Origin of the sequence: Neisseria sp. HMSC056A03 (assembly GCF_001815685.1) — a bacterium.
Lineage (GTDB): Bacteria > Pseudomonadota > Gammaproteobacteria > Burkholderiales > Neisseriaceae > Neisseria > Neisseria subflava.
The window spans coordinates 114,698-138,879 of sequence record NZ_KV821587.1; the positions used below are offsets into that span (position 1 = coordinate 114,698).

The following is a 24,182-nucleotide window of genomic DNA, read 5'->3' on the forward strand; positions in this document are numbered from 1 at the left end:
AGTGTCTTAACCGCTTGACGACTCCCCAACTTACTAAATCATATGAAATAGCGGATGAATATCTAATCCTTCCACACGATAAGCCTCATATGATTGAGAAACCTGTTGGTAAATTGTATTTGCTTCTTGATGAGATGCACTTGCTATAAACAAACAAGCTCCAGAACCAGTCATTAATGTATAACCATATTGGGATAACTCAACATAAGCCTTCCAAACTTCAGGATATTCCTGAAACACAACCGCCTGCATATCATTTTGAAACGGCTGTAATGATTGGAAAGTCGGCATTATGCTGGGTTTGGAATCACGTGTCAAGCCTTCATGTGCAAAAATTTTAGCTGTTGCCACATGGACGGGGGGCTTAACGATAACATACCATTGTTTAGGGACATCTATTTCAGCCAGCTTCTCGCCTACTCCTTTGGCAAAAGCACTTCTTCCAAAAATAAAAAAAGGAACATCCGCACCAAGACTTACACCTAAATCAATCAGTTGCTGCCTGCTCAAACCGCATTGCCACCATTGGTTTAAAACCATTAAAACTGTGGCCGCATCGGAGCTGCCGCCGCCCAATCCGCCGCCCGTCGGAATCACTTTATCCAACCAAATTTCAACACCGTGCGGTACGTTTGCATATGGCAACAATAATTTAGCCGCCCGATAAGTCAAGTCCTGTTCGGGCTCAAGCCCTTCGACCGGCGTATGCAAAATAATCTGCCCATCAGTACGCATTTTCAGATGAACGGTATCGTATAAGCCGATCAAACAGAAAATACTTTCCAAATTATGATAACCATCGCTCCTACGGCCGGTAATCCTCAAATCCAAATTTAATTTAGCCGGCGCAGGAAAGGCTTGAATTTCCTCTGAAACAGACATGGCATCCTCTATTTGCGTGCTGCGCATCGGGTTTGTCCATTCTTATCCAAAGAGTGATTTACTGTATCGAATACCAAGCGGATATTAAACTTGGCATTCTCAAGTTGAAGCGTTTTGGGCTGTCCTGAACTATTTAAAGTGCGCGATATTGTCCAATCAAACTGCTCCAGACGGCCATCAGGCAGGATTTTGTATGGCGCATTGGCAACGCGTTTACCATCAGCCCAAATATGCAGATATTGAACCGGCAAAGCAAAGCCTAAAAGCTGTCTGCTCAATTCCTCAGCCGTTTCCGCCTGATAGACCTTACCCTTACTGTCTACTGCCAATACACCTTCACTGTCTTGACATAGCTGGCCAACGGTATTACCCAGCGGTGTATTCACATCAATGGTTTGAACCGCATTCTGATAAGTCCAGTCGAAATTAGCATAAGAGCCTTTGCCTTCCACTTTGACAGCCAATCGGCCATCCGCACTAAAATCCTGCACCTGCTCTGCTGCTTGCCAACTGTTTTGCTGAGGTAAGTTTGGCTGCGCACAGGCAGCCAAAAGCAATAAGGCTGTAACCGATGATAATTGTTTTAAATTCATGGATATTCCTTCATAGGCCATCTGAAATCAAACGCTTTTCAGACGGCCTTTTGGTTTTATTTGTGTTTTTGAATGTGCGGTTTACTGGGCGTTATACCGAATTTGGACATTGTCTCTTTTAATACTCGGAGATTGCTTCCGCGCTTCAAACCATCATTCCAGATTTCTTTGGCCTTGTCTTGATCTCCAAGCGTCCATAGGACTTCGCCCAAATGCGCGGCGACTTCGGCTTCAGGTTCTTTTTCGTAGGCATATTGGATATATGGAAGCGCCATTTGCGCATCGCCTTTAAGATAATAAGCCCAGCCTACACTGTCATTAATTGCTGCGCTTTCCGGATCCATTTGATAGGCCGTCTGAACCATTTTAAACGCTTCCTCCAAATTCTTGCCGTTGGACAGCAAGGTATAGCCCAAAGCATTCCAACCGTGCGGATTATCCGGATACAGCTCTACCACACGGCGCAAATCGGCAATCGCCTTGCCTGGCTGATTCAGCTTCTCGTACACCATCGAACGCTGATACAACACATTGGCAAGCAACTCTGGAGAAGCTTGGGTTTTCAAGGATTTTTCGGTGGAGTTTACCAAGCTATTCAAAGCGTTCAACGATTCTTGAAGATTGGTATTTTTAGACAATACAAACAAAGCCGTATTCAGCAAATCACTGGCTTCAAAATAACGTCCTCTTTGCTCGGGCATTTTTTGGGCACGTTGCACTAAAGCCCAAGCCTCTTTATGGTTGCCCTGTTTGGCTTCAATGGAAGCAGCCAAAATGGTTTTATCAAATGTATAAGCCGTTGCCGTTACCTTATCCAGCCATTGTTTGGCTTTGGCAAATTCTTCAGCATCATTATAAGAAACCGCACCAATCAACGCCGCACGGCTGCGCTGCTCCTCCGTACCGGCTTTATAAGCCTTTTCCAGATAGCTGTTTACTGCAGAAATATTTTCTGTTTTGCTGGCTGACAATAAGGCAGCCTGAATATACAAATCAGGGTTGGGATTTTCTTCCAACAAAGTCTGCAAGCGCTTGAATGCCTTATCATTTTGGCCATGGGCGATCAAATTGGCGATGTCCAATTCCTGCCAAATCGGAGATAAGGTTTTGGTGTCTGTATCTTTGAAGAAGCCGTCCAGAATATCAGGATGCCGTTGCGCCATCAGCCGCAATGTGACAAAAGTCGGCGGCAGGATTTCGTTGTCCAACTTGGCCAATCGCTGCAATGCCGCAATGGCGTGTTTCTTTTGACCGTCTTTTGCACTAAAAATTGCATCCGCAATCGCCGCTTCTGGAAAGTCTTTATAATTCAGTGCCGTTTTATGTACCTGTTTGACTGCATCGCTGGTCAGATTCGGCTGTTGGGCTGCGGTTTGTGCCAAAAGCAGGAACACGCGCTTTTGCTCGTCTTCACTACCGCCGGCAATCACCTTATCCAATCCGCTCAAATTCTTATCGGCTTTGCCCAGTAGCAAATTGCGCAACCAAGTCATACGCTTTTGTGCTTCACCAGGCTCCGGCTCGATTTCGCGCCATTTTTGGTAAATGGCTTCAGCCTGTTCAAAGGCATTTAAAGAAACCGCCATTTCCAAAGCGCGTTCAGCCACTTCGGGAGATTTGGTACGATGCAACGTCAAAATATACGTAAACAGCGCAGAAGCCGCATCACCCTTTTGCAGAGCCAGTTCTGAATTTAACAAAGTGAAAACCTGCGAGGTACGGTTTTGTATACCCAACAGACGTATCCGCTCCTGCTCGCGCTCTTCGGGAGAAAAACGGTCGGCACGGCTTTTCTTTTTAATAATCTTAGCCGATTCAAAAACTGCATTTGAATCGCCGGGCGCGGCAAAAGTTTGTGTAGCAAACAACATCATGACAGCCGCAGCTGCTACTCGAATACGGGATGGGAAAAACAACATAACTATCCTTTTTGAGAACCTGCCGGCATTTTCAGACGGCCTAAGCACTTGCGCAACAGACGCAAAGCTTTATTTATCATTCAGGCATAACTGTAACACACGCACCCTATTTTGTTGACACGACAACCGTAAACCTTGTGTAATCCTCATCTGCATAAAACGATCAGCATCAAAGATGAATACCGACCAACTTATCCATTTCCTAACTCAAGCTTCACACTTCAGCAGCCGTATGCAAGCAGAGCGCAATCAATTAGTTACCCCAAAAACGGTCAAAGAAGCAGCCGTTTTGGTCGGCATTGTCTTGCTTGAAGGAGCGTGGCAAATTTTACTGACCAAAAGGGCTGAGACCTTAAGGCAGCACACCGGACAAATCGCCTTTGCCGGCGGCCGCAAAGATGCCCAAGACGACAGTCTAACGGCAACGGCGTTAAGAGAAGCTTATGAAGAAACCGCCATTCCGATTGCCGCATGGCAGACTTTTGCGCCGCTACCCTTTTATGACACGCCCTCCGGCTACCGTGTTACGCCTGTTCCGGCAATTTGCGTCCAGCCCGTCAACCCAAAAGCAAATCCCGACGAAGTAGCTGAAATTTTTTATCTGCCTTTGGATTTTGCCTTAAACCTGCAAAACTACACATTCCGTCAGCTTCATCACAACAATCAAACCCTCGCCCTCCCAGCCCTGCCTTTCCGACACTACGACATTTGGGGGCTGACAGCAATCATCCTATATGGACTGGCTGAACGTTATCAGCAATATTGCCAAGCTTTTAAATAAGGCAAGGCCGTCTGAAAAAATAGGAAAGAATGGTTTCTGATTTTCTTATGGTGTTTGGTTATATACCTACCACAACAAAATAAGTTATAGCGGCAAACACAAAACAGGAGCAGAAAATTTCAAAATAAACGATTGGAAAATAGTGTAACGATATAAAAATTCATTTTTTCACAAATAAATTGCGCCCTCTTCATTTTTCAGACGGCCTTTGCCTGCGTATAATATCGGTCTGATTTACAATTCAAACGAGCTTAGTCCAGCCATGATCGAATCCATCCGCCTGCCCGCTTCTACACTCAAGCCTTCCACCGTTGCCCTGCCCGGTTCCAAAAGCATCAGCAACCGCACGCTGCTCTTGGCCGCACTCTCCGACAACGTTTGCGAAATCCATTCTTTGCTCAAATCCGACGATACCGACCGAATGCTTGAAGCACTCGACAAACTCGGCGTACACATTGAATCTTTACCTGAAGGCCGTCTGAAAGTTCATGGCACCGGCGGCCGCTTTCCCAACTCAACCGCCGATTTGTTTTTAGGCAACGCCGGTACGGCATTCCGCCCTTTAACTGCCGCGCTTGCCGTTTTGGGTGGCGACTATCATCTGCATGGCGTGCCGCGTATGCACGAACGCCCCATCGGCGATTTGGTGGATGCGCTGCGCATTGCAGGTGCGGACGTACAATATCTGGGCAATGAAAACTACCCTCCGCTTCAGATCGGTAAACGCCAAGACAACGGCGAGCGCGTTATTCCGATTAAAGGCAATGTTTCCAGCCAATTCCTGACCGCCCTGCTGATGGCTTTGCCCTTGACCGGACAAGCATTTGAAATCCACATGGTAGGCGAATTGATTTCCAAACCTTATATCGACATCACGCTCAAGCTGATGGCGCAGTTTGGTGTGGACATCATCAATGAAGACTATCGTGTATTTAAAATCCCGGCCGGTACCAAATATCATGCACCCGAACATTTATATGTAGAAGGCGATGCCTCCAGCGCGTCTTATTTCTTAGGCGCAGGTCTGATTGCGGGTACACCCATCCGCGTAACCGGCATCGGCGCGCACAGCATCCAAGGCGACGTTGCCTTTGCGCGCGAATTGGAGAAAATCGGTGCAGATGTGATTTGGGGCGAAAATTTTGTTGAAATTTCCCGCCCTGCCGAGCGCAAGATTCAGGCTTTTGATTTGGATGCCAACCATATTCCAGACGCGGCCATGACTCTGGCTATCGTCGCACTGGCCACCAAACAGCCCTGCACCCTGCGTAATATCGGCTCATGGCGCGTCAAAGAAACCGACCGTATCGCCGCTATGGCAACCGAACTGCGCAAACTGGGTGCAGAAGTCGTTGAAGAAGCCGAAGCTATTCATATTACGCCTCCCGAAACACTTACCCCTGATGCCGTCATCGATACTTACGACGACCACCGCATGGCCATGTGTTTCTCGCTGGCTTCGCTTTTGGGCGTCCCCGTCATCATCAACGACCCGAAATGTACGCATAAAACTTTCCCCGACTATTTCCAAGTTTTTGCATCATTGACCAACTGATTGATTATTCAATATTTCAGACGGCCTGTTGCATGCAAAAAACACAGGCCGTCTGAAAAATAAAAATAAAACTATACTTTTTCTTAATTTATGCGATAATAGCTAAATAAATTCTTAGCGATTCATATTTCCTTTCGGAGAGAAAACATGTCAGACGAAAAAAGCAAAGCCTTAGCCGCCGCCCTTGCCCAAATCGAAAAAAACTTCGGCAAAGGCTCCATCATGAAAATGGACGGCAGCCAACAGGAAGAAAACCTTGATGTTATTTCCACCGGCTCCCTCGGCGTGGACTTGGCACTCGGCGTTGGCGGTCTGCCCCGCGGCCGCGTGGTTGAAATTTTCGGCCCGGAATCCTCCGGTAAAACCACACTCTGTCTCGAAGCCATTGCTCAATGCCAAAAAAATGGCGGTATCTGCGCATTCATCGATGCCGAGCATGCTTTTGACCCGATTTACGCCCGTAAACTCGGCGTAAAAGTCGAAGAACTCTATCTCTCCCAACCGGATACCGGCGAGCAGGCATTGGAAATCTGCGATACCTTGGTACGCTCAGGCGGTATCGATATGGTCGTTGTTGACTCCGTAGCCGCACTTGTGCCTAAAGCCGAGATCGAAGGCGAAATGGGCGACAGCCACGTCGGTCTGCAAGCCCGCCTAATGAGCCAAGCCCTGCGCAAACTGACCGGCCACATCAAACGCACCAATACATTGGTTGTTTTCATCAACCAAATCCGTATGAAAATCGGCGTGATGTTCGGTAGCCCTGAAACTACGACCGGCGGTAACGCGCTCAAATTCTATGCCTCCGTCCGCCTCGACATCCGCCGTACCGGCCAGATTAAAAAAGGCGATGACGTTATTGGTAACGAAACCAAAGTCAAAGTCATCAAAAACAAAGTTGCGCCTCCATTCCGTCAAGCCGAATTTGATATTCTTTACGGCGAAGGCATCAGCTGGGAAGGCGAATTGATCGACTTGGGTGTCAAACATGACATCGTTGAGAAATCCGGTGCATGGTACAGCTACAACGGCGCAAAAATCGGCCAAGGTAAAGACAATGTACGCGTTTGGCTGAAAGAAAACCCTGATATCGCCAACGAAATCGATGCCAAAATCCGTGCGGCAGTCGGTATCAATATGGATATCACCGAAGGCAAATTGGACGATACCGACGGCGAACGTCCTGAGGAATAAGTCTATTTGAAATTAAAGGTTCAAAAAAGCCTAAATAAAGGCCGTCTGAAATCCGACCATTAATCAGATTTCAGACGGCCTTTTATTCAATACTGCTTAAAGCCCTAATGCCTGAGCGTGAAACTCAATATGCGAATCGATAAAGCTGGCAATAAAGAAATAGTCATGCCCATAGCCCGGACGTACTTTATATTGGATATTGAAACCTTTTTCACGCGCTGAGCGGACAAATGCTTCCGGTTGCAGGACGTCAGGATACAAAGTATCTTCACGGCCGACATCAATCAAAACAGGCAATTTATGCGAGGCCGTCTGAAGCAGCTCAGTACTGTCATAGCGTTTCCATATTTCCATGTTTTGACCCAAATAAGCTGAAAATGCCTGCCTACCTCCTTCCGTCTCGATAGGATGACATAAAGGCGCAAAGGCAGAAACCGCAGTATATCGGCCGGGATAGTTCAAAGCCAACTGCAGCGCGCCATGCCCGCCCATGCTGAAACCTGCAATGCTGCGCTCTTTTGTTACCGGGAAATTATGCTCGATCAAATCAGGCAATTCTTGGCTGATATAGCTTTCCATTTGGTAATGCTGCGCCCAAGGTGCTTCAGTTGCGTTAACATAAAATCCGGCGCCCTGTCCAAGATAATGTTCCTCGCTGTCGGCAACATGCTGACCGCGTGGCGAGGTATCCGGAAAAACCACGATAATATTCCATTGCGCCGCAAAACGCTGGATTCCGCTTTGCCGAACCAATTCAGAACCATCACTATTTAAGCCGGAAAGAAAATATAAAACAGGCGCAGGATAACCTTTTAAGATTTGTGGCGGCAGATAGACATCAAATACCATGTCCGTCCGGCAGGTTTGAGAAAAATGGCGGTACCGTTCCTGATGCCCGTTAAACATCTTTCTGCGTTCCAGCAAATGCAATTCTGAATTTTTCATTTTATCCCTTGTAAGGAAACAACCAACAATAAGCAGAATGTTAGCGCAAAACCTGCTCATCGTGTTGTTGCCCCATCTTTTTAAGGCAACCAAATCTGCTTTAAACAAGGCTTGACAATCATGCGAAATCATTACGCCGACAGCATTTAAAATCTATACACAATCTCTGTGGATAAATCTGTTGATAAGCTTTGGGTAATCGTAAAATTTTCTTTAGGAACAAACCAAGTCTTAAATTGACTAAAATTTAATCAAATAAAACATAATAAAATCAAGTAGTTATATTTATAGAATTTTACTATAATCATACAGTGAAAATTTATAGGTAAAACAAGGTTATGCGGCTTTGTGCATAAATTAGGGTTGACATCCCTAAAAATCGCCCCGAATCAAAAGCTCTGTGAAACAACGGCCAATTTCATCAGATGCCATTCAAAAGACGCGCAGCCACACATTTTGCGTTACAATACGCACTTATTTTTAAGAAAGAAAAATACGCCATGAAAGCCTCCCAGTTCTTCATTTCTACCCTTAAAGAAGCCCCTGCCGAAGCTGCACTTGCCAGCCACAAGCTGATGATTCGTGCCGGTTTGATCAAAGCAAACGCATCCGGTCTTTATACTTGGATGCCGATGGGCCTGCGCGTATTGCGCAAAGTTGAAAATATCGTGCGTGAAGAAATGGCCCGTGCAGGTAGCGTGGAGCTGCTGATGCCGGTGGTACAACCTGCCGAACTGTGGCAGGAATCCGGCCGCTGGGAGTTTTACGGTAAAGAACTGCTGCGCCTGAAAGACCGTCATGACCGCGATTTCTGCATGGGTCCGACTTGCGAAGAAGTGATTGCCGACATCGTGCGCAAAGAAGTCAACAGCTACAAACAACTACCGAAAAACTTTTACCACATCCAAACCAAATTCCGCGATGAAGTGCGTCCGCGCTTTGGTGTGATGCGTGCGCGCGAGTTTGTCATGAAAGACGCTTATTCCTTTCATGCCGACTATGCCTCGCTTCAGACGACCTATCAAGATATGTACGACGCTTATTGCCGTATCTTCACCCGTTTGGGTTTGGAATTCCGTCCTGTTGCCGCAGATACCGGCAGCATCGGCGGTACCGGCTCTCACGAATTCCAAGTATTGGCTGAAAGCGGCGAAGACGTTATTGCATATAGCGACACTTCCGATTACGCCGCCAATATCGAATTGGCACCTACCTTGCCACTTAAAGGCGAACGCGCCGCTGCTCAGGCCGAGTTGACCAAAGTACATACGCCAAACGTCAAAACCATTGAGTCTTTGGTTGAATTCCTCAATATTCCGGTTGAACAAACCCTCAAATCCATCGTGGTTGAAGGCGAAAACGAAGGCGAACTCGTCCTGCTTCTGTTACGCGGCGACCATGAATTTAACGACATCAAGGCAGAAAAACTGGCCGGCGTGAAATCGCCACTGACCATGGCAAGCCCTGCCGCGATTGTTGAACAGTTCGGTGCAAACGGCGGCTCTCTCGGCCCTGTCAACTTCAAAGGTAAAGTCTATGCCGATTTCGCCACCGAAAAAGGCGCAGACTGGGTTATCGGCGCGAACGAAGACGACTACCACTATACCGGCTTCAACTTCGGCCGCGATGCTGCCGAGCCTGAATTTGTCGATTTGCGCAATGTCATCGAAGGCGACATCAGCCCCGACGAACAAGGTCGTCTGAAACTGGCGCGCGGTATTGAAGTCGGTCACGTTTTCCAACTACGCGACAAATATACCCAAGCCATGAATGTCAGCTTCTTGGACAATAACGGCAAATCCCAAATCATGGAAATGGGCTGCTACGGTATCGGTATTACCCGCGTCGTTGCTGCCGCCATCGAGCAAAACAACGACGAAAAAGGCATTGTTTGGACCAAAGCAATGGCGCCGTTTGAAGTCGTGATTGTACCGATGAACTACAAAAAATCTGAAGCCGTACGCGAAGCCGCTGACAAAATCTATGCCGAGCTTTTGGCTGCCGGTGCGGATGTATTGTTGGATGACCGCGACGAACGTGCGGGCGTATTGCTGAATGACTCCGAGCTGTTGGGTATTCCTCACCGCATCGTAATTGGCGATCGCGCATTGAAAGAAGGCAATGTCGAATATGCCGAACGCCGTGACAATCAGGCTCAAGCCGTTGCTGTATCAGAAGTTGTCGCCAAGGTTCTGACTGCATTGAACGCTTAAGTCTTTTTCAATCATGAAAAGGCCGTCTGAAACTGATTATCTCGTTTCAGACGGCCTTTTTCTGTTTTAATAAATAATATTTTTTCCGTAGCTCTCTAATATTTCTTTGATTTTCAAAATGGTTTCTTTAGGCGGCGGATGTACGCCTTTTAATTTGTATTCGTCGCCGCACAAAGCCCATTTATGTGCGCCCAATTCGTGATACGGCAAAAGCTCGACCATTTCTACATTCTCCATATCACCAATAAACTCGCCCAATAAATGCGCTGAACGCTCATCATCGGTATAACCGGGAACAACCACATAACGCACCCGTGTCGGCTGATTGCGTTCAGCAAGATAGCGCGCGAATTTCAGCGTTTTGGTATTTGGAATACCGACAAGTACTTTATGGATTTCAGGATCGATTTGTTTTAAGTCGAGCATAACCAAATTGGTATGATCGAGCAAATCATCTAAAATAGAGTCATAGTGCAAAGCATAGCCATTGCTGTCGAGACAGGTATGGATATCGTGTTCCCGACAGGCCGTAAACCAATCGCGTACAAACTCATATTGTAATAACGGCTCGCCACCGGTTGCCGTTACGCCTCCGCCTGTCGCACGCAGATAATGACGATAGGTCATGACCTGCTTCATCACAGTTGCCACATCCAATTCCTGCGCCTGCTCGGTATGAAAATCCCAAGTATCACGATTATGGCAATACAGGCAGCGCATCAGGCAACCTTGCAAAAAGAGGACGTAGCGCAAACCCGGACCATCGACAGCACCGCAAGATTCAATCGAATGAATAATGCCTTTGCCGTTATAGTGACGGTGGCCAAGGTCTTTCAGTTCTGGCTCGGGGGTAATGGCAAAAGTCGTGGACATAGTGTTCGGCTCAAAAATATTTTTGCTTATATGGATTGTACGATAATAAAGGCCGTCTGAACATTTCAGACGGCCTCGGAGCTTTGTTTCAAAACAAACCAAATGCAAATTTAGCTTCTGGTTTGTTTCTTCACCCGGATTACATGGTTTCTGTGAATGTACGGGTAATCACGTCAAGCTGTTGTTCGCGGGTCAACGAGTTGAAGCGAACCGCATAACCGGACACACGAATGGTCAACTGCGGATATTTCTCCGGATTGTGCATTGCATCTTCCAAAGTCTCGCGATTCAATACGTTGACGTTCAAATGTTGACCGCCTTCCAAAATACCGTCTTCATGGTGGAAATAACCATCCATCAAACCGGCAAGGTTGCGCTCGCGAGAATGCTCGTCTTTACCCAACGCGCCAGGAATAATGGAGAAGGTATAGGAAATACCGTCTTTGGCAAACTCAAATGGCAGTTTGGCTACGGAAGTCAATGAAGCGACTGCACCGTTGACGTCACGACCGTGCATTGGGTTTGCACCCGGACCAAACGGAGCGCCTGCACGGCGGCCGTCTGGAGTATTACCGGTTTTCTTACCGTAAACAACGTTGGAAGTAATGGTCAGTACGGACTGAGTCGGGGTGGCGTTGCGGTAAGTTTTGTGGGTTGCCACTTTTTTCATGAAGCGCTCAACCAAATCGCAGGCGATATCGTCAACTCGGTCGTCGTTGTTACCAAATTGTGGGTATTCGCCTTCGATTTCAAAGTCAACGGCAATGCCGTTTTCGTCGCGAATCGGTTTCACTTTGGCGTATTTAATGGCAGACAGAGAGTCGGCAGCCACAGACAGACCGGCAATACCGCAAGCCATTGTACGAATCACATCACGGTCATGCAATGCCATCAATGCGGCTTCGTAGCTGTATTTATCATGCATGTAGTGAATGATGTTCAACGCGGTAACGTATTGGGTTGCCAGCCAATCCATGAATTTGTCCATGCGCGCAAAGACAGTGTCGTAGTCCAAGACTTCGTCCATAATCGGTTCGGTTTTCGGACCAACTTGCTCTTTAGATTTCTCGTCCACACCGCCGTTGATTGCGTACAGCAGGGTTTTTGCCAAGTTGGCACGGGCACCGAAGAACTGCATTTGTTTGCCGACAATCATTGGGCTCACGCAGCAGGCAATAGCATAATCATCGCTATTGAAATCAGGACGCATCAAGTCGTCGTTTTCGTATTGGATAGACGAAGTGTCGATAGATACTTTGGCGCAGTACTCTTTAAAGCCTTGTGGCAGTTGTTCAGACCACAAGACAGTAATGTTCGGCTCAGGAGACGGACCCATGTTGTACAGAGTGTGCAACACGCGGAAGTTGGTGCGTGTTACCAAGGTACGGCCGTCCAAGCCCATACCGCCGATAGATTCGGTTGCCCAAATCGGGTCGCCGGAGAAGAGTTGATCGTATTCCGGAGTACGCAGGAAACGGACCATACGCAGTTTCATCACCAAGTGGTCAATGAATTCTTGCGCTTGGGTTTCGGTAATCACACCATTTTTTAGGTCGCGTTCAATGTAGATGTCCAAGAATGAAGATACACGGCCGAAAGACATCGCCGCACCGTTTTGAGATTTAACGGCAGCGAGGTAGGCAAAGTAAGTCCATTGGATGGCTTCTTGTGCATTTTTTGCAGGGCCGGAAATATCGTAGCCGTAAGAAGCCGCCATTTCTTTCATTTGGCCCAATGCTTTGTATTGCTCATTGATTTCTTCGCGGCGGCGGATCACTTCTTCCAAATCCACACCGTTTTCCAAATCGGCTTGCAGTGAGTTGAACTGGTTGAGTTTGTCTTTCATCAAGAAGTCGATACCGTACAATGCAACACGACGGTAGTCACCGATAATACGACCTCGGCCATAAGCATCCGGCAGACCGGTAATCACGCCTGATTTACGGCAACGGCGGATGTCGGGAGTGTAAACGTCAAACACGCCTTGGTTATGGGTTTTGCGGTATTTGGTGAAAATTTCGCTGACTTCAGGGTTCAACTCAACGTTGTACACTTTGCACGCGTCTTGCACCATTTTCAAACCGCCAAACGGCATGATGGAGCGTTTCAAAGGCTCGTCTGTTTGCAAGCCGACGATGGTTTCTAAATCTTTGTTAATGTAGCCTGGAGCGTGGCTGGTAATACCGGATATGATTTGCGCATCGATTTTGTACGGCTCGTGCGTACGGTTTTCTACTTTAATACCTTCCAATACGTCCGCCCACAGTTTGGTTGTGGCTTCGGTTGCAGGTGCCAAGAAAGAGGCATCGCCTTCATAAGGCGTGTAGTTTTTCTGAATAAAATCGCGAACATCTACGTTGGTTTCCCAGTTGCCGCCAGTAAAACCTTCCCAAGCGGCTGGACGTTGCTGAACATCATTTGACATATCAAGCTCCTAATTTTATTGGAAATATATACCGTAAATTTTCTGAAAGGATAGCACTAATACCCTTCCATTTACAGGAGTTTTCTTGAAATAAAATTACAGACTAGCCTTTTCTTGACTTACATCAATGAGAATAATTGTTACTTGGCACTACATCTCGGTTTCCAAACACTCGCGTTAAAAAACGGCGTAGAATACGAAATTCAGCCCTGAAGACAGACATCCTTCAGGGCTGAATTTTTATTGCATTTCATATAAAAGGCCGTCTGAAACATTCAGACGGCCTTTTATTCACTTAATCAATTAAGCAAACGGATGATGCAAAACGATGGTTTCTTCGCGGTCAGGACCGGTTGAAACAATAGCCACAGGCGCACCGCACACTTCTTCAATACGTTTCAGATAAGCTTTAGCGTTTTCAGGAAGCTTGTCATATTCTTTCACGCCGAAAGTCGACTCGCTCCAACCCGGCATGGTTTCATAAATCGGTTTGCAGGTTTCTACTGCATCAGAGCCGCAAGGCAGAATGTCGGTTTTGCTGCCATCAGGCAATTCATAACCTACACAGATATTGATGTTCTCAATACCGTCCATCACGTCCAGCTTGGTAATGCACATACCGGAAATTCCGTTAACTTGAATAGAGCGTTTCAGAGCAGCCGCGTCAAACCAGCCACAACGACGCGCACGACCGGTTACAGAACCGAATTCATGGCCGCGCTCAGCCAAGCCTGCGCCCACTTCATCAAACAATTCAGTCGGGAATGGACCGGAACCCACGCGGGTAGTATAGGCTTTAACGATACCCAAAACATAATCCAGCATTTGCGGACCTACGCCTGCACCGGCAGAAGCGGCACCAGCCAAGCAGTTGGAGGAAGTCACAAACGGATAAGTACCGTAGTCGATGTCCAGCAACGTACCTTGTGCACCTTCAAACAACAGGCTTTCGCCTTTTCGGTTTTTCTCGTTCAAAACACGGGAAACATCGGTAATCATCGGCGTAATGCGCGGTGCAACTTTTTCAATTACCGCCATCACATCTTCAATTTTGACCGGCTCTGCATTGTGCAGGTGTTGCAACTGAACATTGTAATAAGCCAAAACGGCTTCCAGTTTCTCAACCAGTTTTTCAGGGTGCAGCAAGTCCACCACGCGAATCGCGCGACGGGCAACTTTATCTTCATAGGCTGGGCCGATGCCGCGACCGGTTGTACCAATTTTGCCTTTACCCCGGGAAGCTTCGCGAGCTTGATCAAGCGCGATGTGGTAAGGCAGAATCAATGGGCAGGTTGGCGCAATTTTCAGACGGCCTTCGACGTTTTTCACACCGGCAGCGTTTAATTCATCGATTTCGCCCAACAATGCTTCAGGAGAAACGACAACACCTGAGCCGATGAAGCAGTCCAAAGTCTCATGCAAAATGCCGCTTGGAATCAGGCGCAAAATGGTTTTTTTGCCACCGACGACCAAAGTATGGCCGGCATTGTGGCCGCCTTGGAAACGTACTACACCACTGGTTTCTTCCGCCAGCCAGTCAACAATCTTACCTTTGCCTTCATCACCCCATTGGGCACCGATTACGACAACATTTTTAGCCATAGCCATCTAACCTTATTTCAGATACAAAATTTCAAAATAAAACTCAATCGTTCAAAGCGATTACTTTCCAAACGCCGTCTACCTGTTTCAGACGGCCTGTAACCTCTTCCGAACCGTTATAGCCGATACCGTAATCGATAACGACACATTGTCCTTGTTCGCGCAAAGCATCTACCGCTTCTTGAGCCGCAGGCATGTCTTTTACATCGACAGCCACCACGGACTCTCGTCCGATAGCAGGAAGGCGGCCGATAAAGCTGCGCAAATCAAAACTGAATCCGGCCGCAGGACGTGCGCGTCCGAAGTATCCGCCCAATCCGTCATAACGGCCGCCGCGTGCCACAGCATCATGACGGTTTGAACCATAAGCCGCGTAAAGCAAACCGGTATGGTAATTGTCAACGCGCAGTTCCGACAAATCGATATGCACTTTTTGATTTAGGAACGCATCGCATACTGCCTGCAATTCATCCAAAGCCGCACTGACTGCAGACAATTCCGGTAATTTCTCTCTAGCCAAAGTCAGCACTTCACGACCGCCGTACAGTCGTGGTAACAATGAAAACGCTTTTGCCCACATACCGTCGAGTTTCCACTCTTTGACCAACTGGCTGACGACCTCGGCATCTTTGTCCTGCATTGATGAAAGCAGGGTTGCCGATTGCTGCTCATCCAAATGCGCGGCATTTGCCAAAGCACGGAATACGCCGATATGACCCAATGAAAGCAAAACTTCGCCCATATCGGCGATTTTCATGCTTTTCAGCATCAAATCAATCAATTCAATATCCGCTTCAATGCCTTCCAAGCCGTACATTTCCGCACCGGCCTGTAAAGGCTCGCGCATATTGAGCAATCCGTCAGGCCGCGCATGAAGCACTGAACCGGCATAGCATAAGCGGTTGATGCCTTGATTGGCGGAAAGCAAGTGGGCATCAATACGCGCCACCTGCGGTGTAATATCCGCGCGGATACCGAGTTGACGGCCACTGAGCTGATCAACGACCAAAATGGTTTTCAAAGACAAACCAGCATCGATATGCGTCAATAAGGAATGGCTGTATTCCATCAATGGCGGTTGCACCAATTCATAACCATGCACGCGGAACAAAGCCAATAGCCGCTCACGGGCGCTTTCCAGTTGTCGGGCATTGGTCGGTAACACGTCGGCAACGTGTTCAGGAAGCTGCCAAGACTTCATGAGAATCTACCTCTGTTTTTTTGTAAACATAAAGGGCTGCTTAAATTTAAAACCAAATCAGCCTGACGACTGAAATTTTCCTGAATGCATCAATAGCAAATCTGATGCGGCTTCAACAAAACTGATTTTAAATTTAAACAGCCCCTGAGTAACGGCTTCAAACCGTCGAGTTATTAAAATCAGACTTTACCATATTAAAACGAATTTTGCACCCTGTTTACAGAGAGCGTAAAAAAACATTAAAAACAAAGGCCGTCTGAAAACCAAATGCATAGCTGCATCGTTTTCAGATGGCCTTATTCATGCCTGAACAACCCGACGCTTAACGCCAGTAACGCCACCAAGGCATATCGTCAGATCGCCATTCGTGTTGCAAGAACGGGCTTTGTGGGAAGTTAGTTTCCAAAACGCGGCGTGTATCGGCAGCCAGTTGCGGCTTGTCCAGTTTTTTGTACGCCAGTTCCATCATCGCCAAAGCTTCTTCAACGTAACGGGTATTTTGGTAACGGCTGACGATTTTTTGCGCACGGTTGGCCGCTGCAACATAAGCACCGCGTTTCATGTAATAACGCGCCACAGACATCTCGTTACCGCCCAAAGCGTCCACCAGCTTGGCCATACGCTCGGTTGCATCGGCAGCGTATTTGCTGTTTGGATAACGTTGCACCAACTCGGCAAACGCCTGATAAGCATCGTGGTTGGCTTTCGGATCGCGGTCGGACCAGTCTTGGGAAGCCAGCTTGTTCAAGAAAGACTGGTCTTCGTTAAACAGAACCAAACCTTTCAAGTATAGCGCGTAGTCCATATTCGGATGTTGCGGATGATGGCGTTGGAAGCGCGCAATGGCAGCCAAGGCTTTTTCCGGTTCATCGTCTTTGTAATAGGCATACGCCGTATCCAACTGGGACTGCTGGGCATAGCGGCCGTTTGGAAAACGGGATTCTAAAATTTCGTATAACTTGACAGCTCGCGTATAATTGTTGCTGTTCAATTCGTCTTGCGCTTCGGCATAAAGCTTTTCCACACTCCAATCTTGAGTAATTTGGGCGTCTTTATCGATTGTGCCTTTATTTGCGCAGGCACTCAGTGCCAAACCTAAAGAAACTACTAAAAGAATTTTTTTCATGCAGAATACTTCCTTTGATAACGAAGCCGATTATAGCGATGATTTAGACTTTCCGTCATCCCCTGAAACAGAAAGTTGTGTTAATTTGACCGTTCCGCTCGAAATGGCGGGCGGAAGGCTGGATGCCGTATTGGCCAAACTCATGCCCGACTACTCGCGCAGCCGCCTGAGTTCGTGGATTAAAGAGGGTGCAGTCATTGTAAACGATAAGCCCGCGCAACCCAAAGATAAAATGATAGGCGGTGAATTGATTGCCGTTACGGTACGTCCGAGCGAAGAAAACCTCGCATTCACGCCAGAACCGATGGATTTGGACATCATTTATGAAGACGATACCGTCATCGTCATCAACAAACCGGCCGGACTGGTCGTCCACCCTGCCGCAGGCAACTGGAGCGGCACCCTGCTCAACGGCCTGTTGGCACACTGTCCTGAATTAAGCCAAGTGCCGCGTGCGGGCATCGTACACCGTTTGGACAAAGAAACCAGCGGTCTGATGGTGGTCGCCAAAACCTTGCCGGCGCAAAACTCACTGGTTCAACAGCTTCAAGAGCGCACAGTCAAACGCATTTACCGTGCAGTCGCCAACGGCATTGTTCCTTTCGACGGCAAAATCGAAACCCAAATCGGCCGCGATCCGCACAACCGCCTGAAAATGGCAGTCGTCAAATTCGGCGGCAAACCTGCCATTACCCACGTCAAAGTGTTAGAACGCTATCTTTCCCACAGCTACATCGAATGCTCGCTCGAAACCGGCCGCACACACCAAATCCGCGTTCATATGCGCGAAGCCAACCATCCGCTGGCCGCCGACCCTGTTTACGGCAACCTGCGCCATCCATGCAGCGACGCGGTTAAAGAAGCCATCAAAGCCCTCGGCGCACGCCAAGCCCTGCATGCCTACCGTTTGAGCTTTGTGCACCCGAAAACCGGCGAAACCGTTTCCTTTGAAGCGCCTATGCCTGACGATATGTACCACCTGCTTTCCGTCCTGCGTCTGGAAGTCGGTTTAGATTCGTCCCTAAGCAACGAGGAAGAATGGCAAGAGAAATTCGGCATGGACGATGACGACGATTGGAATGAAGACGACTACGATGTCGAAGTCGTTTATGTAAGGGATTAAACCCATTTTTCAGACGGCCTAAAATATTATCTGAGGCCGTCTGAAATCAATCCGTTCCAATATTTCAGCGATTCAAAGATTATGAAAACCATCACAGAAACCCTAAACCTCGCCCCGCAAGGCAAGAATTTTTTGACTGCCGACTGGCCTGCCCCTGCCAATGTCAAAACGCTTATTACCACGCGCAACGACGGTGTCAGTGAAGGCGTGTACCGCAGCCTGAATGTCGGTTCGCACGTCGGCGACAATCTGGAAGCCGTACTCCGCAACCGCGAAATCGTACAGGAACAAGTCGGCCTGCCCATTGCCTACCTTAATCAAATCCACAGCAGCATTGTTGTGAATGCCGCAGAAGCATTAGGTAATACGCCTGATGCCGATGCTTCGGTTGATACGACGGGTACGGTTGCCTGCGCCTCAATGACTGCCGATTGCCTGCCTGTCTTATTTTGCGACAAAGCAGGGACCGTTGTTGCGGCGGCTCATGCAGGTTGGCGCGGTTTGGCCGGCGGCGTTTTGCAAAATACCATTGCGGCAATGAATGTCGAGCCGTTGGAAATCATGGCCTATCTCGCACCTGCCATCGGTCCTGATGCGTTTGAGGTCGGTCAAGATGTATTTGATGCGTTTTGCACCCCCATGCCGGAAGCTGTCGATGCGTTTGAAGACATCGGCGGCGGCAAATACCTTGCCGACATTTACGCTTTGGCGCGTATGATTCTGCATCGCGAAGGCGTGAACATGATTTATGGCGGCACCCATTGCACCGTCTTGGAACGCGATACTTTCTTCTCCTATCGCCGCGACGGACAAACCGGCCGCATGGTCAGCCTGATTTGGTTGGAAAAATAAGATTTGCGCTATCAAAGACAAGGCCGTCTGAAAGACTTTCCGTTTACGGTTTCAGACGGCCTAAACATTATTCGTTATAATCCGACGATACCGTAACCGGTTTCAACGAAGGAATATCCAATGAAAAAAATCCTATTGCCTGCACTCGCCCTATTGCTTGCCTCTTGCGGTTTCCACCTAAAAGGCACAGGCGTGACTTCGCAGCCGCTGCCTTATCAAAACTGGCATGTAGAAGGCGGAGCCGTCATGCAAAAAGCGCTGGAAAATGCCTTACGCCGTGCCGACGGTCATCCGGTTAGCGAAGCCGAATCACAAATCACCCTGCGCGTTGTCGACTTTCAAAAACGCCGCGACATCTATACCATCACCCGCGCCGCCGCAATCAACGAATACCTGCTGGCCATGACCATCAAAGCCCAAGCCTTCCGCAATGGCGAGCCGGTTGGCGAACCGATGGAAGTTAAGGTTCACCGCACCATGGACTACGCCGACAGCGAAGTCTTGGGCAAACAGGAAGAGGAAGAAACCATTTGGTCTGAAATGCGCATCGACGCCGCAGATCAAATCGTCCGCCGCCTGACTTTCCTGAAAGCGCAATAATGGCTGCCGCGCCCATTGAGAGCCTGCGCCCCGATACGCCGCTCCAACCGTTGTACATTATTCACGGCGAAGAGGATTTGTTGCGCATCGAGGCTTTGGATACGCTGCGCGCAGCCGCAAAAAAACAAGGCTATCTCAACCGCGAAGTCTATACCGCCGAAAACAATTTTGACTGGAACGAGCTGTTGCAAAGTGCCGGCAGCGCAGGTTTGTTTGCCGATTTAAAACTGCTGGAAATCCACATCCCCAACGGCAAGCCCGGCAAAAACGGAGGCGATGCCCTGCAAACCTTCGCCGAACGCCTGCCCGAAGATACGGTTACGCTCATCCTCCTGCCTAAGCTTGAAAAAGCGCAAATCCAGTCCAAATGGTTTTCCGCATTGGCAGGCAAAGGCATCGTCTTAGAAGCCAAAGCCGTTGCGCCATATGCTTTGCCGCAATGGATACAGGGCCGCCTGAAACAGCAGGGTTTGGATATCGAACCTGAAGCACTCGCCCTTTTTGCCGAGCGCGTCGAAGGCAATCTTTTGGCCGCCCGTCAGGAAATCGAAAAACTCGCCCTGCTCCATCCCCAAGGCCATTTAATCAATATTGCCGACGCAGAAGCCGCAGTTGCCACTGTCGCCCGCTTCGACGTATTCCAACTGGCAGGCGCATGGATGAAAGGCGATGCCCTGCGCGTTTCCCGTTTGCTGGACGGTTTGGAAGAAGAAGGCGAAGAGCCGGTTTTGCTGTTGTGGGCGGTTGCCGAAGACATCCGCACCCTAATCCGCCTCACTGCCGCACTCAAGCAAGGCCAAAACATCCAAAGCCTGCGCAACAGCCTGCGCTTATGGGGTGACAAGCAGACCCTTGCACCGATGGCTGCCAAACGCATTTCCATCAACCGCCTGCTCGACGCGCTCAAAACCTGCGCCAAAATCGACCGCATCATCAAAGGCGCGGAAGATGGCGATGCATGGACCGAGTTCAAACAACTCGTTACCTCGCTGGCCGCTTGAAAACCGTTGCCACGCGTCAAGAAACTTGCACGCAATACGCCCCAAAAACAGAAAATACTGTAAAATAGCGTAAACTCAAATTCAGGCCGTCTGAACCTCGCATTTCAGACGGCCTCTTCCAGCAAAAAACAAGGAAACACCAACCATATGGATAATAAAACCAAACTTCGCATCGGCGGTCTGGCCCTGCTGACCACTGCCGTATTAAGCCTCATCATCGTTCTGATCGTCGATTCATGGCCGCTGGCTATTCTGTTGGCCGTCATCATTGTGGCCGCTGCCGCAGGCGGTTTCGTTTGGACTTCACGCCGTCAGCAACGCCAATTCCTCGAGCGCCTGAAAAAATTCGACATCGATCCGGAAAAAGGCCGTATCAACGAAGCCAACCTGCGCCGTATGTACCACAGCGGCGGCCAACATCAAAAAGACGCGATTACCTTGGTTTGCCTGTCACAAAAATGTTCCGTTGACGAAGCGCACGCCATCTTCAAAAAACGTCCGACCCGTCAGGAAATGAACCAAATGGCTGCCCAACAGGCACGCGGTCAAAAACGTCCACATCGCTAATCCCGACAGTAACAGGCCGTCTGAACATCCTATCCCGTTTCAGACGGCCTGTTTTTATTTCCATCAAACCCATTTCCGTTTCCATCGCATTATGACCCGTCTTCCCACCGCCCCACTCAAACGCCGCCTCGCCGCACTGGTTTACGAACTTCTGCTGACCGGCGCCGTTACCAGCATTGCCGCCCTTGCAGCCGGTATTGTCGCCATCTTTCTCAATCCCATTTCCACGCGCCTGTCCATGCTGACAACCTGTCTGATTCTGTTCTACGCATGGTGGCTCTACTTCCGCGCTAACTGGCACAAAAAAGGCCAAACTCTCGCCATGCAGACATGGAAAATCGGCTTAGCCGATAAAAACGATACCCTGCCGCCCCTGCCGCAGCTGCGCCTGCGCTTTATTTGGGCAAGCATTTTTATTGTCTTTATTCCCCTGTTTGCCTACGCCGGATTGCGCCATCTGCTCAATATACCGCCCAAAGGCGCATTCGGCGCCGCGCTCATTTGGCTCATCCTGCCATGGGGCTTCGCCCTGTTCCATCCCGACCGCCAGTTCCTCTACGACTTCTTGGCCGGAACAAGGCTGGTGGATTTGAATCAGAAGAAAACAAACGAATAAAATCCAAAAGCGACTCAATCCGTAAATAAAATAAAGGCCGTCTGAAACTCAAGATAAGTTTCAGACGGCCTTTAATCATAACATCAAGCAATGATTATTCTTGCCAACGTTTGAACACCAGCGATGTATTGACGCCGCCAAAAGCAAAGTTATTGCTGACCACATAATCGGTTTGAATCTCACGTCCGCCTGTTTGGATGTAATCCACCTTGCCGCAACGCGGGTCGATGTTTTCCAAATTGACGGTCGGCGCAAACCAGCCGTTGTTCATCATTTCGATGGTAAACCAGGCTTCCAATGCACCGCACGCGCCGAGTGTATGGCCGAGATAGCTTTTTTGCGAACTCATCGGCACAAAACCAAACACGGCTTCGGTCGCTAATGTTTCGGCAATATCGCCTTTTTCGGTCGCCGTACCGTGACCGCTGACATAGCCGACTTTATCAGGCGTAATACCTGCATCTTTCAGCGCAAGCTCCATACATTTTTGCATGGTCTCTTTTTGCGGTTGGGTAACGTGGCTGCCGTCGCTGTTGGCACCATAGCCGACAAGCTCGGCATAGATTTTCGCACCGCGCGCACGAGCGTGTTCCAATTCTTCCAATACGAATATGCCTGCACCTTCGCCGATGACCAAGCCGTCTCGAGCGTTGTCGTAAGGGCGTGGCGTCAGCTCAGGTTCGCAGTTGCGGCGGCTGGCGGCATAGAGTGAATCGAAAACATACACTTCGGACGGACAAAATTCTTCGCCGCCGCCCGCCAGCATCATGTCTATCATGCCGTATTTGATGGCTTCGTAGGCATAACCAATGCCTTGGCTGCCCGAAGAACACGCGCTTGAAGTTGGAATAATGCGGCCTTTCAAGCCGAAGAAAATACCGATATTGGCGGCAGTCGTATGCGGCATCATGCGCACATAAGTATTGGCGTTAAAATTGCGCGATGTGCCTGTCAGCAAAAGTTCACCCATATCGCCAATGTCTTTAGTACTGCCGACAGACGAACCGCACGCCACGCCCATACGGCCGTCGGTAATGCTTTCATCACCCAGCAAGCCCGCATCCGTCAAAGCTTGTTCCGCCGCATCGACACACAAATGCGACACGCGCCCCATGCTTCTGAGCTGCTTGCGCGTCCAATGTTCGGGAGGAGAATAGCCTTCGATCGGCGCACCCAGCTGCGCTTCCAATTCAGGAAAGCGTTCGCTCCAGTCCATGTATTTGACGGCATTTTTTTCGGCTTTAAAGGCCGTCTGAATACTTTGCCAATCACGGCCGAAGGCGGTAATACCGCCGATACCTGTTACTACGACTCTTCTGGTATTCAACACAAACCTCCGTTCACAGCAATCACTTGGCGCGTAATGTACGCCGCTTTTTCATCCATTAAAAAGCGCACCGCATGCGCCACTTCCTCGGGCAATCCCATACGTGCGGCAGGGACGGCCTTTAAGATTTCTTCGACAGGCACGTTCTCATCGATAATATCAGTATCGATAAGGCCCGGCGCCACGCAGTTGACGGTAATTTTGCGTTTTGCCAACTCAACCGCCAAGGCTTTTGCCGCGCCGATCAGGCCCGCTTTGGACGCGCTGTAATTGACCTGACCGCGGTTGCCCGTCAAACCGGACACCGACGCCATGCACACAATCCGTCCTGCTTTGCGGCGGCGGATCATCGGCATGGTCAAAGGGTGCAATACATTATAAAAACCGTCCAAATTGGTACGCAGTACCAAGTCCCAATCGTCATCTGTAAACGCAGGAAACGCATTGTCTCGCGTCAGGCCGGCATTCAGCACCACGCCGTAATATGTGCCGTTTGTCTCAATGTCGGCAGTCAAAATTTCTCGGCAGGCTTCGCGGTCGGACACGTCAAACTGCAACACGCGCGCATTCCTACCCAATGTACGGATTTCTTCCGCGACGGCTTCCGCTTCATCACGGCGGCTGCGGCAGTGGACGACAATATCAAAACCGTCCTGCGCCAAACCAAGCGCGACGGCTTTGCCGATACCGCGATTAGACCCTGTAATTAAAATAGTTTCACTCATACGTTTTCTCACTATATCGACAGGCCGTCTGAATCTTTGTCTTTTCAGACGGCCTTGTAAAC

The 24,182-nt window shown here is 49.0% G+C and carries 21 protein-coding genes; 10 read left to right on the forward strand and 11 right to left on the reverse strand.

Features of this window, described 5'->3' with window-relative positions; genetic code table 11:
* Positions 1-33: 33 nt before the first annotated feature.
* The 3 genes from ispE to HMPREF3052_RS01205 are packed head-to-tail and all read right to left on the reverse strand — an operon-like array spanning position 34 to position 3,394.
* Positions 34-882 (reverse strand): 4-(cytidine 5'-diphospho)-2-C-methyl-D-erythritol kinase, encoded by an 849-nt coding sequence (ispE, locus tag HMPREF3052_RS01195; protein ID WP_070748069.1) that lies wholly within the window; start codon positions 880-882, stop codon positions 34-36.
* Between the two features lie 8 nt (positions 883-890).
* Positions 891-1,475, reverse strand: coding sequence for a lipoprotein insertase outer membrane protein LolB (gene lolB / locus HMPREF3052_RS01200; RefSeq protein WP_049351229.1), 585 nt, complete (start codon positions 1,473-1,475; stop codon positions 891-893).
* Positions 1,476-1,531: 56 nt separating this feature from the next.
* Positions 1,532-3,394, reverse strand: a complete 1,863-nt coding sequence (locus HMPREF3052_RS01205) for a tetratricopeptide repeat protein (RefSeq protein WP_070747948.1) — start codon at positions 3,392-3,394, stop codon at positions 1,532-1,534.
* Between the two features lie 175 nt (positions 3,395-3,569).
* On the opposite strand from HMPREF3052_RS01205, the gene HMPREF3052_RS01210 reads away from it, so the two are divergent.
* The 3 genes from HMPREF3052_RS01210 (at position 3,570) to recA (ending at position 6,924) form a co-directional block, all read left to right on the forward strand.
* On the forward strand, positions 3,570-4,175 hold the full coding sequence (locus tag HMPREF3052_RS01210; RefSeq protein WP_070747950.1) for a CoA pyrophosphatase: 606 nt from the start codon (positions 3,570-3,572) through the stop codon (positions 4,173-4,175).
* Positions 4,176-4,437: 262 nt separating this feature from the next.
* Entirely contained in the window at positions 4,438-5,730 is a 1,293-nt protein-coding gene (gene aroA, locus HMPREF3052_RS01215; protein ID WP_070747952.1) for a 3-phosphoshikimate 1-carboxyvinyltransferase, read from the forward strand.
* Between the two features lie 147 nt (positions 5,731-5,877).
* Entirely contained in the window at positions 5,878-6,924 is a 1,047-nt protein-coding gene (gene recA / locus HMPREF3052_RS01220) for a recombinase RecA (RefSeq protein ID WP_063075842.1), read from the forward strand.
* A 96-nt stretch (positions 6,925-7,020) separates the two neighbouring features.
* Here the strand turns inward: recA and fghA are convergent, their stop codons facing one another.
* Complete coding sequence (fghA, locus tag HMPREF3052_RS01225) at positions 7,021-7,869, reverse strand: S-formylglutathione hydrolase (protein ID WP_070747954.1); 849 nt, start codon at positions 7,867-7,869, stop codon at positions 7,021-7,023.
* Positions 7,870-8,369: 500 nt separating this feature from the next.
* Here fghA and HMPREF3052_RS01230 point away from each other — a divergent pair, with 500 nt between their 5' ends.
* Positions 8,370-10,082, forward strand: coding sequence for a proline--tRNA ligase (locus HMPREF3052_RS01230; RefSeq protein WP_070748071.1), 1,713 nt, complete (start codon positions 8,370-8,372; stop codon positions 10,080-10,082).
* 66 nt (positions 10,083-10,148) lie between these two features.
* Here the strand turns inward: HMPREF3052_RS01230 and pflA are convergent, their stop codons facing one another.
* From pflA to HMPREF3052_RS01255, 5 genes are all read right to left on the reverse strand, one after another.
* Positions 10,149-10,955: a pyruvate formate lyase 1-activating protein gene (pflA, locus tag HMPREF3052_RS01235; RefSeq protein ID WP_070747956.1), complete on the reverse strand. Its 807-nt coding sequence runs from the start codon at positions 10,953-10,955 to the stop codon at positions 10,149-10,151.
* 139 nt (positions 10,956-11,094) lie between these two features.
* The gene (pflB, locus tag HMPREF3052_RS01240) at positions 11,095-13,380 is read right to left on the reverse strand and encodes a formate C-acetyltransferase (RefSeq protein ID WP_070747958.1); all 2,286 of its coding nucleotides are present in this window, start codon (positions 13,378-13,380) and stop codon (positions 11,095-11,097) included.
* 303 nt (positions 13,381-13,683) lie between these two features.
* Complete coding sequence (locus HMPREF3052_RS01245) at positions 13,684-14,982, reverse strand: adenylosuccinate synthase (protein ID WP_070747960.1); 1,299 nt, start codon at positions 14,980-14,982, stop codon at positions 13,684-13,686.
* A gap of 43 nt (positions 14,983-15,025) precedes the next feature.
* Positions 15,026-16,183, reverse strand: a complete 1,158-nt coding sequence (locus tag HMPREF3052_RS01250; RefSeq protein WP_070747962.1) for an ATP phosphoribosyltransferase regulatory subunit — start codon at positions 16,181-16,183, stop codon at positions 15,026-15,028.
* Positions 16,184-16,505: 322 nt separating this feature from the next.
* Positions 16,506-17,309, reverse strand: a complete 804-nt coding sequence (locus HMPREF3052_RS01255; protein ID WP_070747964.1) for an outer membrane protein assembly factor BamD — start codon at positions 17,307-17,309, stop codon at positions 16,506-16,508.
* Here HMPREF3052_RS01255 and rluD point away from each other — a divergent pair.
* The 6 genes from rluD to HMPREF3052_RS01285 all read left to right on the forward strand — a co-directional run bounded on the left by rluD (position 17,308) and on the right by HMPREF3052_RS01285 (position 22,068).
* A complete protein-coding gene (rluD, locus tag HMPREF3052_RS01260; protein ID WP_070747966.1) occupies positions 17,308-18,432 on the forward strand; it encodes a 23S rRNA pseudouridine(1911/1915/1917) synthase RluD in 1,125 nt (374 codons plus the stop codon). The two genes, HMPREF3052_RS01255 and rluD, sit on opposite strands and share 2 nt — an antisense overlap.
* A gap of 81 nt (positions 18,433-18,513) precedes the next feature.
* Positions 18,514-19,284, forward strand: a complete 771-nt coding sequence (gene pgeF / locus HMPREF3052_RS01265) for a peptidoglycan editing factor PgeF (protein ID WP_070747968.1) — start codon at positions 18,514-18,516, stop codon at positions 19,282-19,284.
* Between the two features lie 120 nt (positions 19,285-19,404).
* Positions 19,405-19,884, forward strand: a complete 480-nt coding sequence (gene lptE / locus HMPREF3052_RS01270; RefSeq protein WP_070747970.1) for an LPS-assembly lipoprotein LptE — start codon at positions 19,405-19,407, stop codon at positions 19,882-19,884.
* Positions 19,884-20,885: a DNA polymerase III subunit delta gene (gene holA / locus HMPREF3052_RS01275; protein WP_070747971.1), complete on the forward strand. Its 1,002-nt coding sequence runs from the start codon at positions 19,884-19,886 to the stop codon at positions 20,883-20,885. Before lptE ends, holA begins: the two co-directional genes overlap by 1 nt.
* A gap of 147 nt (positions 20,886-21,032) precedes the next feature.
* Positions 21,033-21,452: a hypothetical protein gene (locus tag HMPREF3052_RS01280; protein ID WP_003746427.1), complete on the forward strand. Its 420-nt coding sequence runs from the start codon at positions 21,033-21,035 to the stop codon at positions 21,450-21,452.
* Between the two features lie 91 nt (positions 21,453-21,543).
* Positions 21,544-22,068, forward strand: coding sequence for an RDD family protein (locus HMPREF3052_RS01285; RefSeq protein ID WP_070747973.1), 525 nt, complete (start codon positions 21,544-21,546; stop codon positions 22,066-22,068).
* Positions 22,069-22,162: 94 nt separating this feature from the next.
* Here the strand turns inward: HMPREF3052_RS01285 and HMPREF3052_RS01290 are convergent, their stop codons facing one another.
* Together HMPREF3052_RS01290 and fabG are read right to left on the reverse strand one after the other, a co-directional pair.
* Positions 22,163-23,398 (reverse strand): beta-ketoacyl-ACP synthase, encoded by a 1,236-nt coding sequence (locus HMPREF3052_RS01290; RefSeq protein ID WP_070747975.1) that lies wholly within the window; start codon positions 23,396-23,398, stop codon positions 22,163-22,165.
* Complete coding sequence (fabG, locus tag HMPREF3052_RS01295) at positions 23,392-24,120, reverse strand: 3-oxoacyl-ACP reductase FabG (RefSeq protein WP_070747977.1); 729 nt, start codon at positions 24,118-24,120, stop codon at positions 23,392-23,394. The genes HMPREF3052_RS01290 and fabG overlap by 7 nt, the downstream gene beginning before the upstream one ends.
* Positions 24,121-24,182: the final 62 nt, after the last annotated feature.

What these genes read in the sequence shown, in the direction of transcription:
- ispE (WP_070748069.1), bottom strand. Translation starts at nt 882, where the DNA reads ATGTCTGTTTCAGAGGAAATTCAAGCCTTTCCTGCGCCGGCTAAATTA.
- lolB (WP_049351229.1), bottom strand. Translation starts at nt 1,475, where the DNA reads ATGAATTTAAAACAATTATCATCGGTTACAGCCTTATTGCTTTTGGCT.
- HMPREF3052_RS01205 (WP_070747948.1), bottom strand. Translation starts at nt 3,394, where the DNA reads ATGTTGTTTTTCCCATCCCGTATTCGAGTAGCAGCTGCGGCTGTCATG.
- HMPREF3052_RS01210 (WP_070747950.1), top strand. Translation starts at nt 3,570, where the DNA reads ATGAATACCGACCAACTTATCCATTTCCTAACTCAAGCTTCACACTTC.
- aroA (WP_070747952.1), top strand. Translation starts at nt 4,438, where the DNA reads ATGATCGAATCCATCCGCCTGCCCGCTTCTACACTCAAGCCTTCCACC.
- recA (WP_063075842.1), top strand. Translation starts at nt 5,878, where the DNA reads ATGTCAGACGAAAAAAGCAAAGCCTTAGCCGCCGCCCTTGCCCAAATC.
- fghA (WP_070747954.1), bottom strand. Translation starts at nt 7,869, where the DNA reads ATGAAAAATTCAGAATTGCATTTGCTGGAACGCAGAAAGATGTTTAAC.
- HMPREF3052_RS01230 (WP_070748071.1), top strand. Translation starts at nt 8,370, where the DNA reads ATGAAAGCCTCCCAGTTCTTCATTTCTACCCTTAAAGAAGCCCCTGCC.
- pflA (WP_070747956.1), bottom strand. Translation starts at nt 10,955, where the DNA reads ATGTCCACGACTTTTGCCATTACCCCCGAGCCAGAACTGAAAGACCTT.
- pflB (WP_070747958.1), bottom strand. Translation starts at nt 13,380, where the DNA reads ATGTCAAATGATGTTCAGCAACGTCCAGCCGCTTGGGAAGGTTTTACT.
- HMPREF3052_RS01245 (WP_070747960.1), bottom strand. Translation starts at nt 14,982, where the DNA reads ATGGCTAAAAATGTTGTCGTAATCGGTGCCCAATGGGGTGATGAAGGC.
- HMPREF3052_RS01250 (WP_070747962.1), bottom strand. Translation starts at nt 16,183, where the DNA reads ATGAAGTCTTGGCAGCTTCCTGAACACGTTGCCGACGTGTTACCGACC.
- rluD (WP_070747966.1), top strand. Translation starts at nt 17,308, where the DNA reads ATGCAGAATACTTCCTTTGATAACGAAGCCGATTATAGCGATGATTTA.
- HMPREF3052_RS01255 (WP_070747964.1), bottom strand. Translation starts at nt 17,309, where the DNA reads ATGAAAAAAATTCTTTTAGTAGTTTCTTTAGGTTTGGCACTGAGTGCC.
- pgeF (WP_070747968.1), top strand. Translation starts at nt 18,514, where the DNA reads ATGAAAACCATCACAGAAACCCTAAACCTCGCCCCGCAAGGCAAGAAT.
- lptE (WP_070747970.1), top strand. Translation starts at nt 19,405, where the DNA reads ATGAAAAAAATCCTATTGCCTGCACTCGCCCTATTGCTTGCCTCTTGC.
- holA (WP_070747971.1), top strand. Translation starts at nt 19,884, where the DNA reads ATGGCTGCCGCGCCCATTGAGAGCCTGCGCCCCGATACGCCGCTCCAA.
- HMPREF3052_RS01280 (WP_003746427.1), top strand. Translation starts at nt 21,033, where the DNA reads ATGGATAATAAAACCAAACTTCGCATCGGCGGTCTGGCCCTGCTGACC.
- HMPREF3052_RS01285 (WP_070747973.1), top strand. Translation starts at nt 21,544, where the DNA reads ATGACCCGTCTTCCCACCGCCCCACTCAAACGCCGCCTCGCCGCACTG.
- fabG (WP_070747977.1), bottom strand. Translation starts at nt 24,120, where the DNA reads ATGAGTGAAACTATTTTAATTACAGGGTCTAATCGCGGTATCGGCAAA.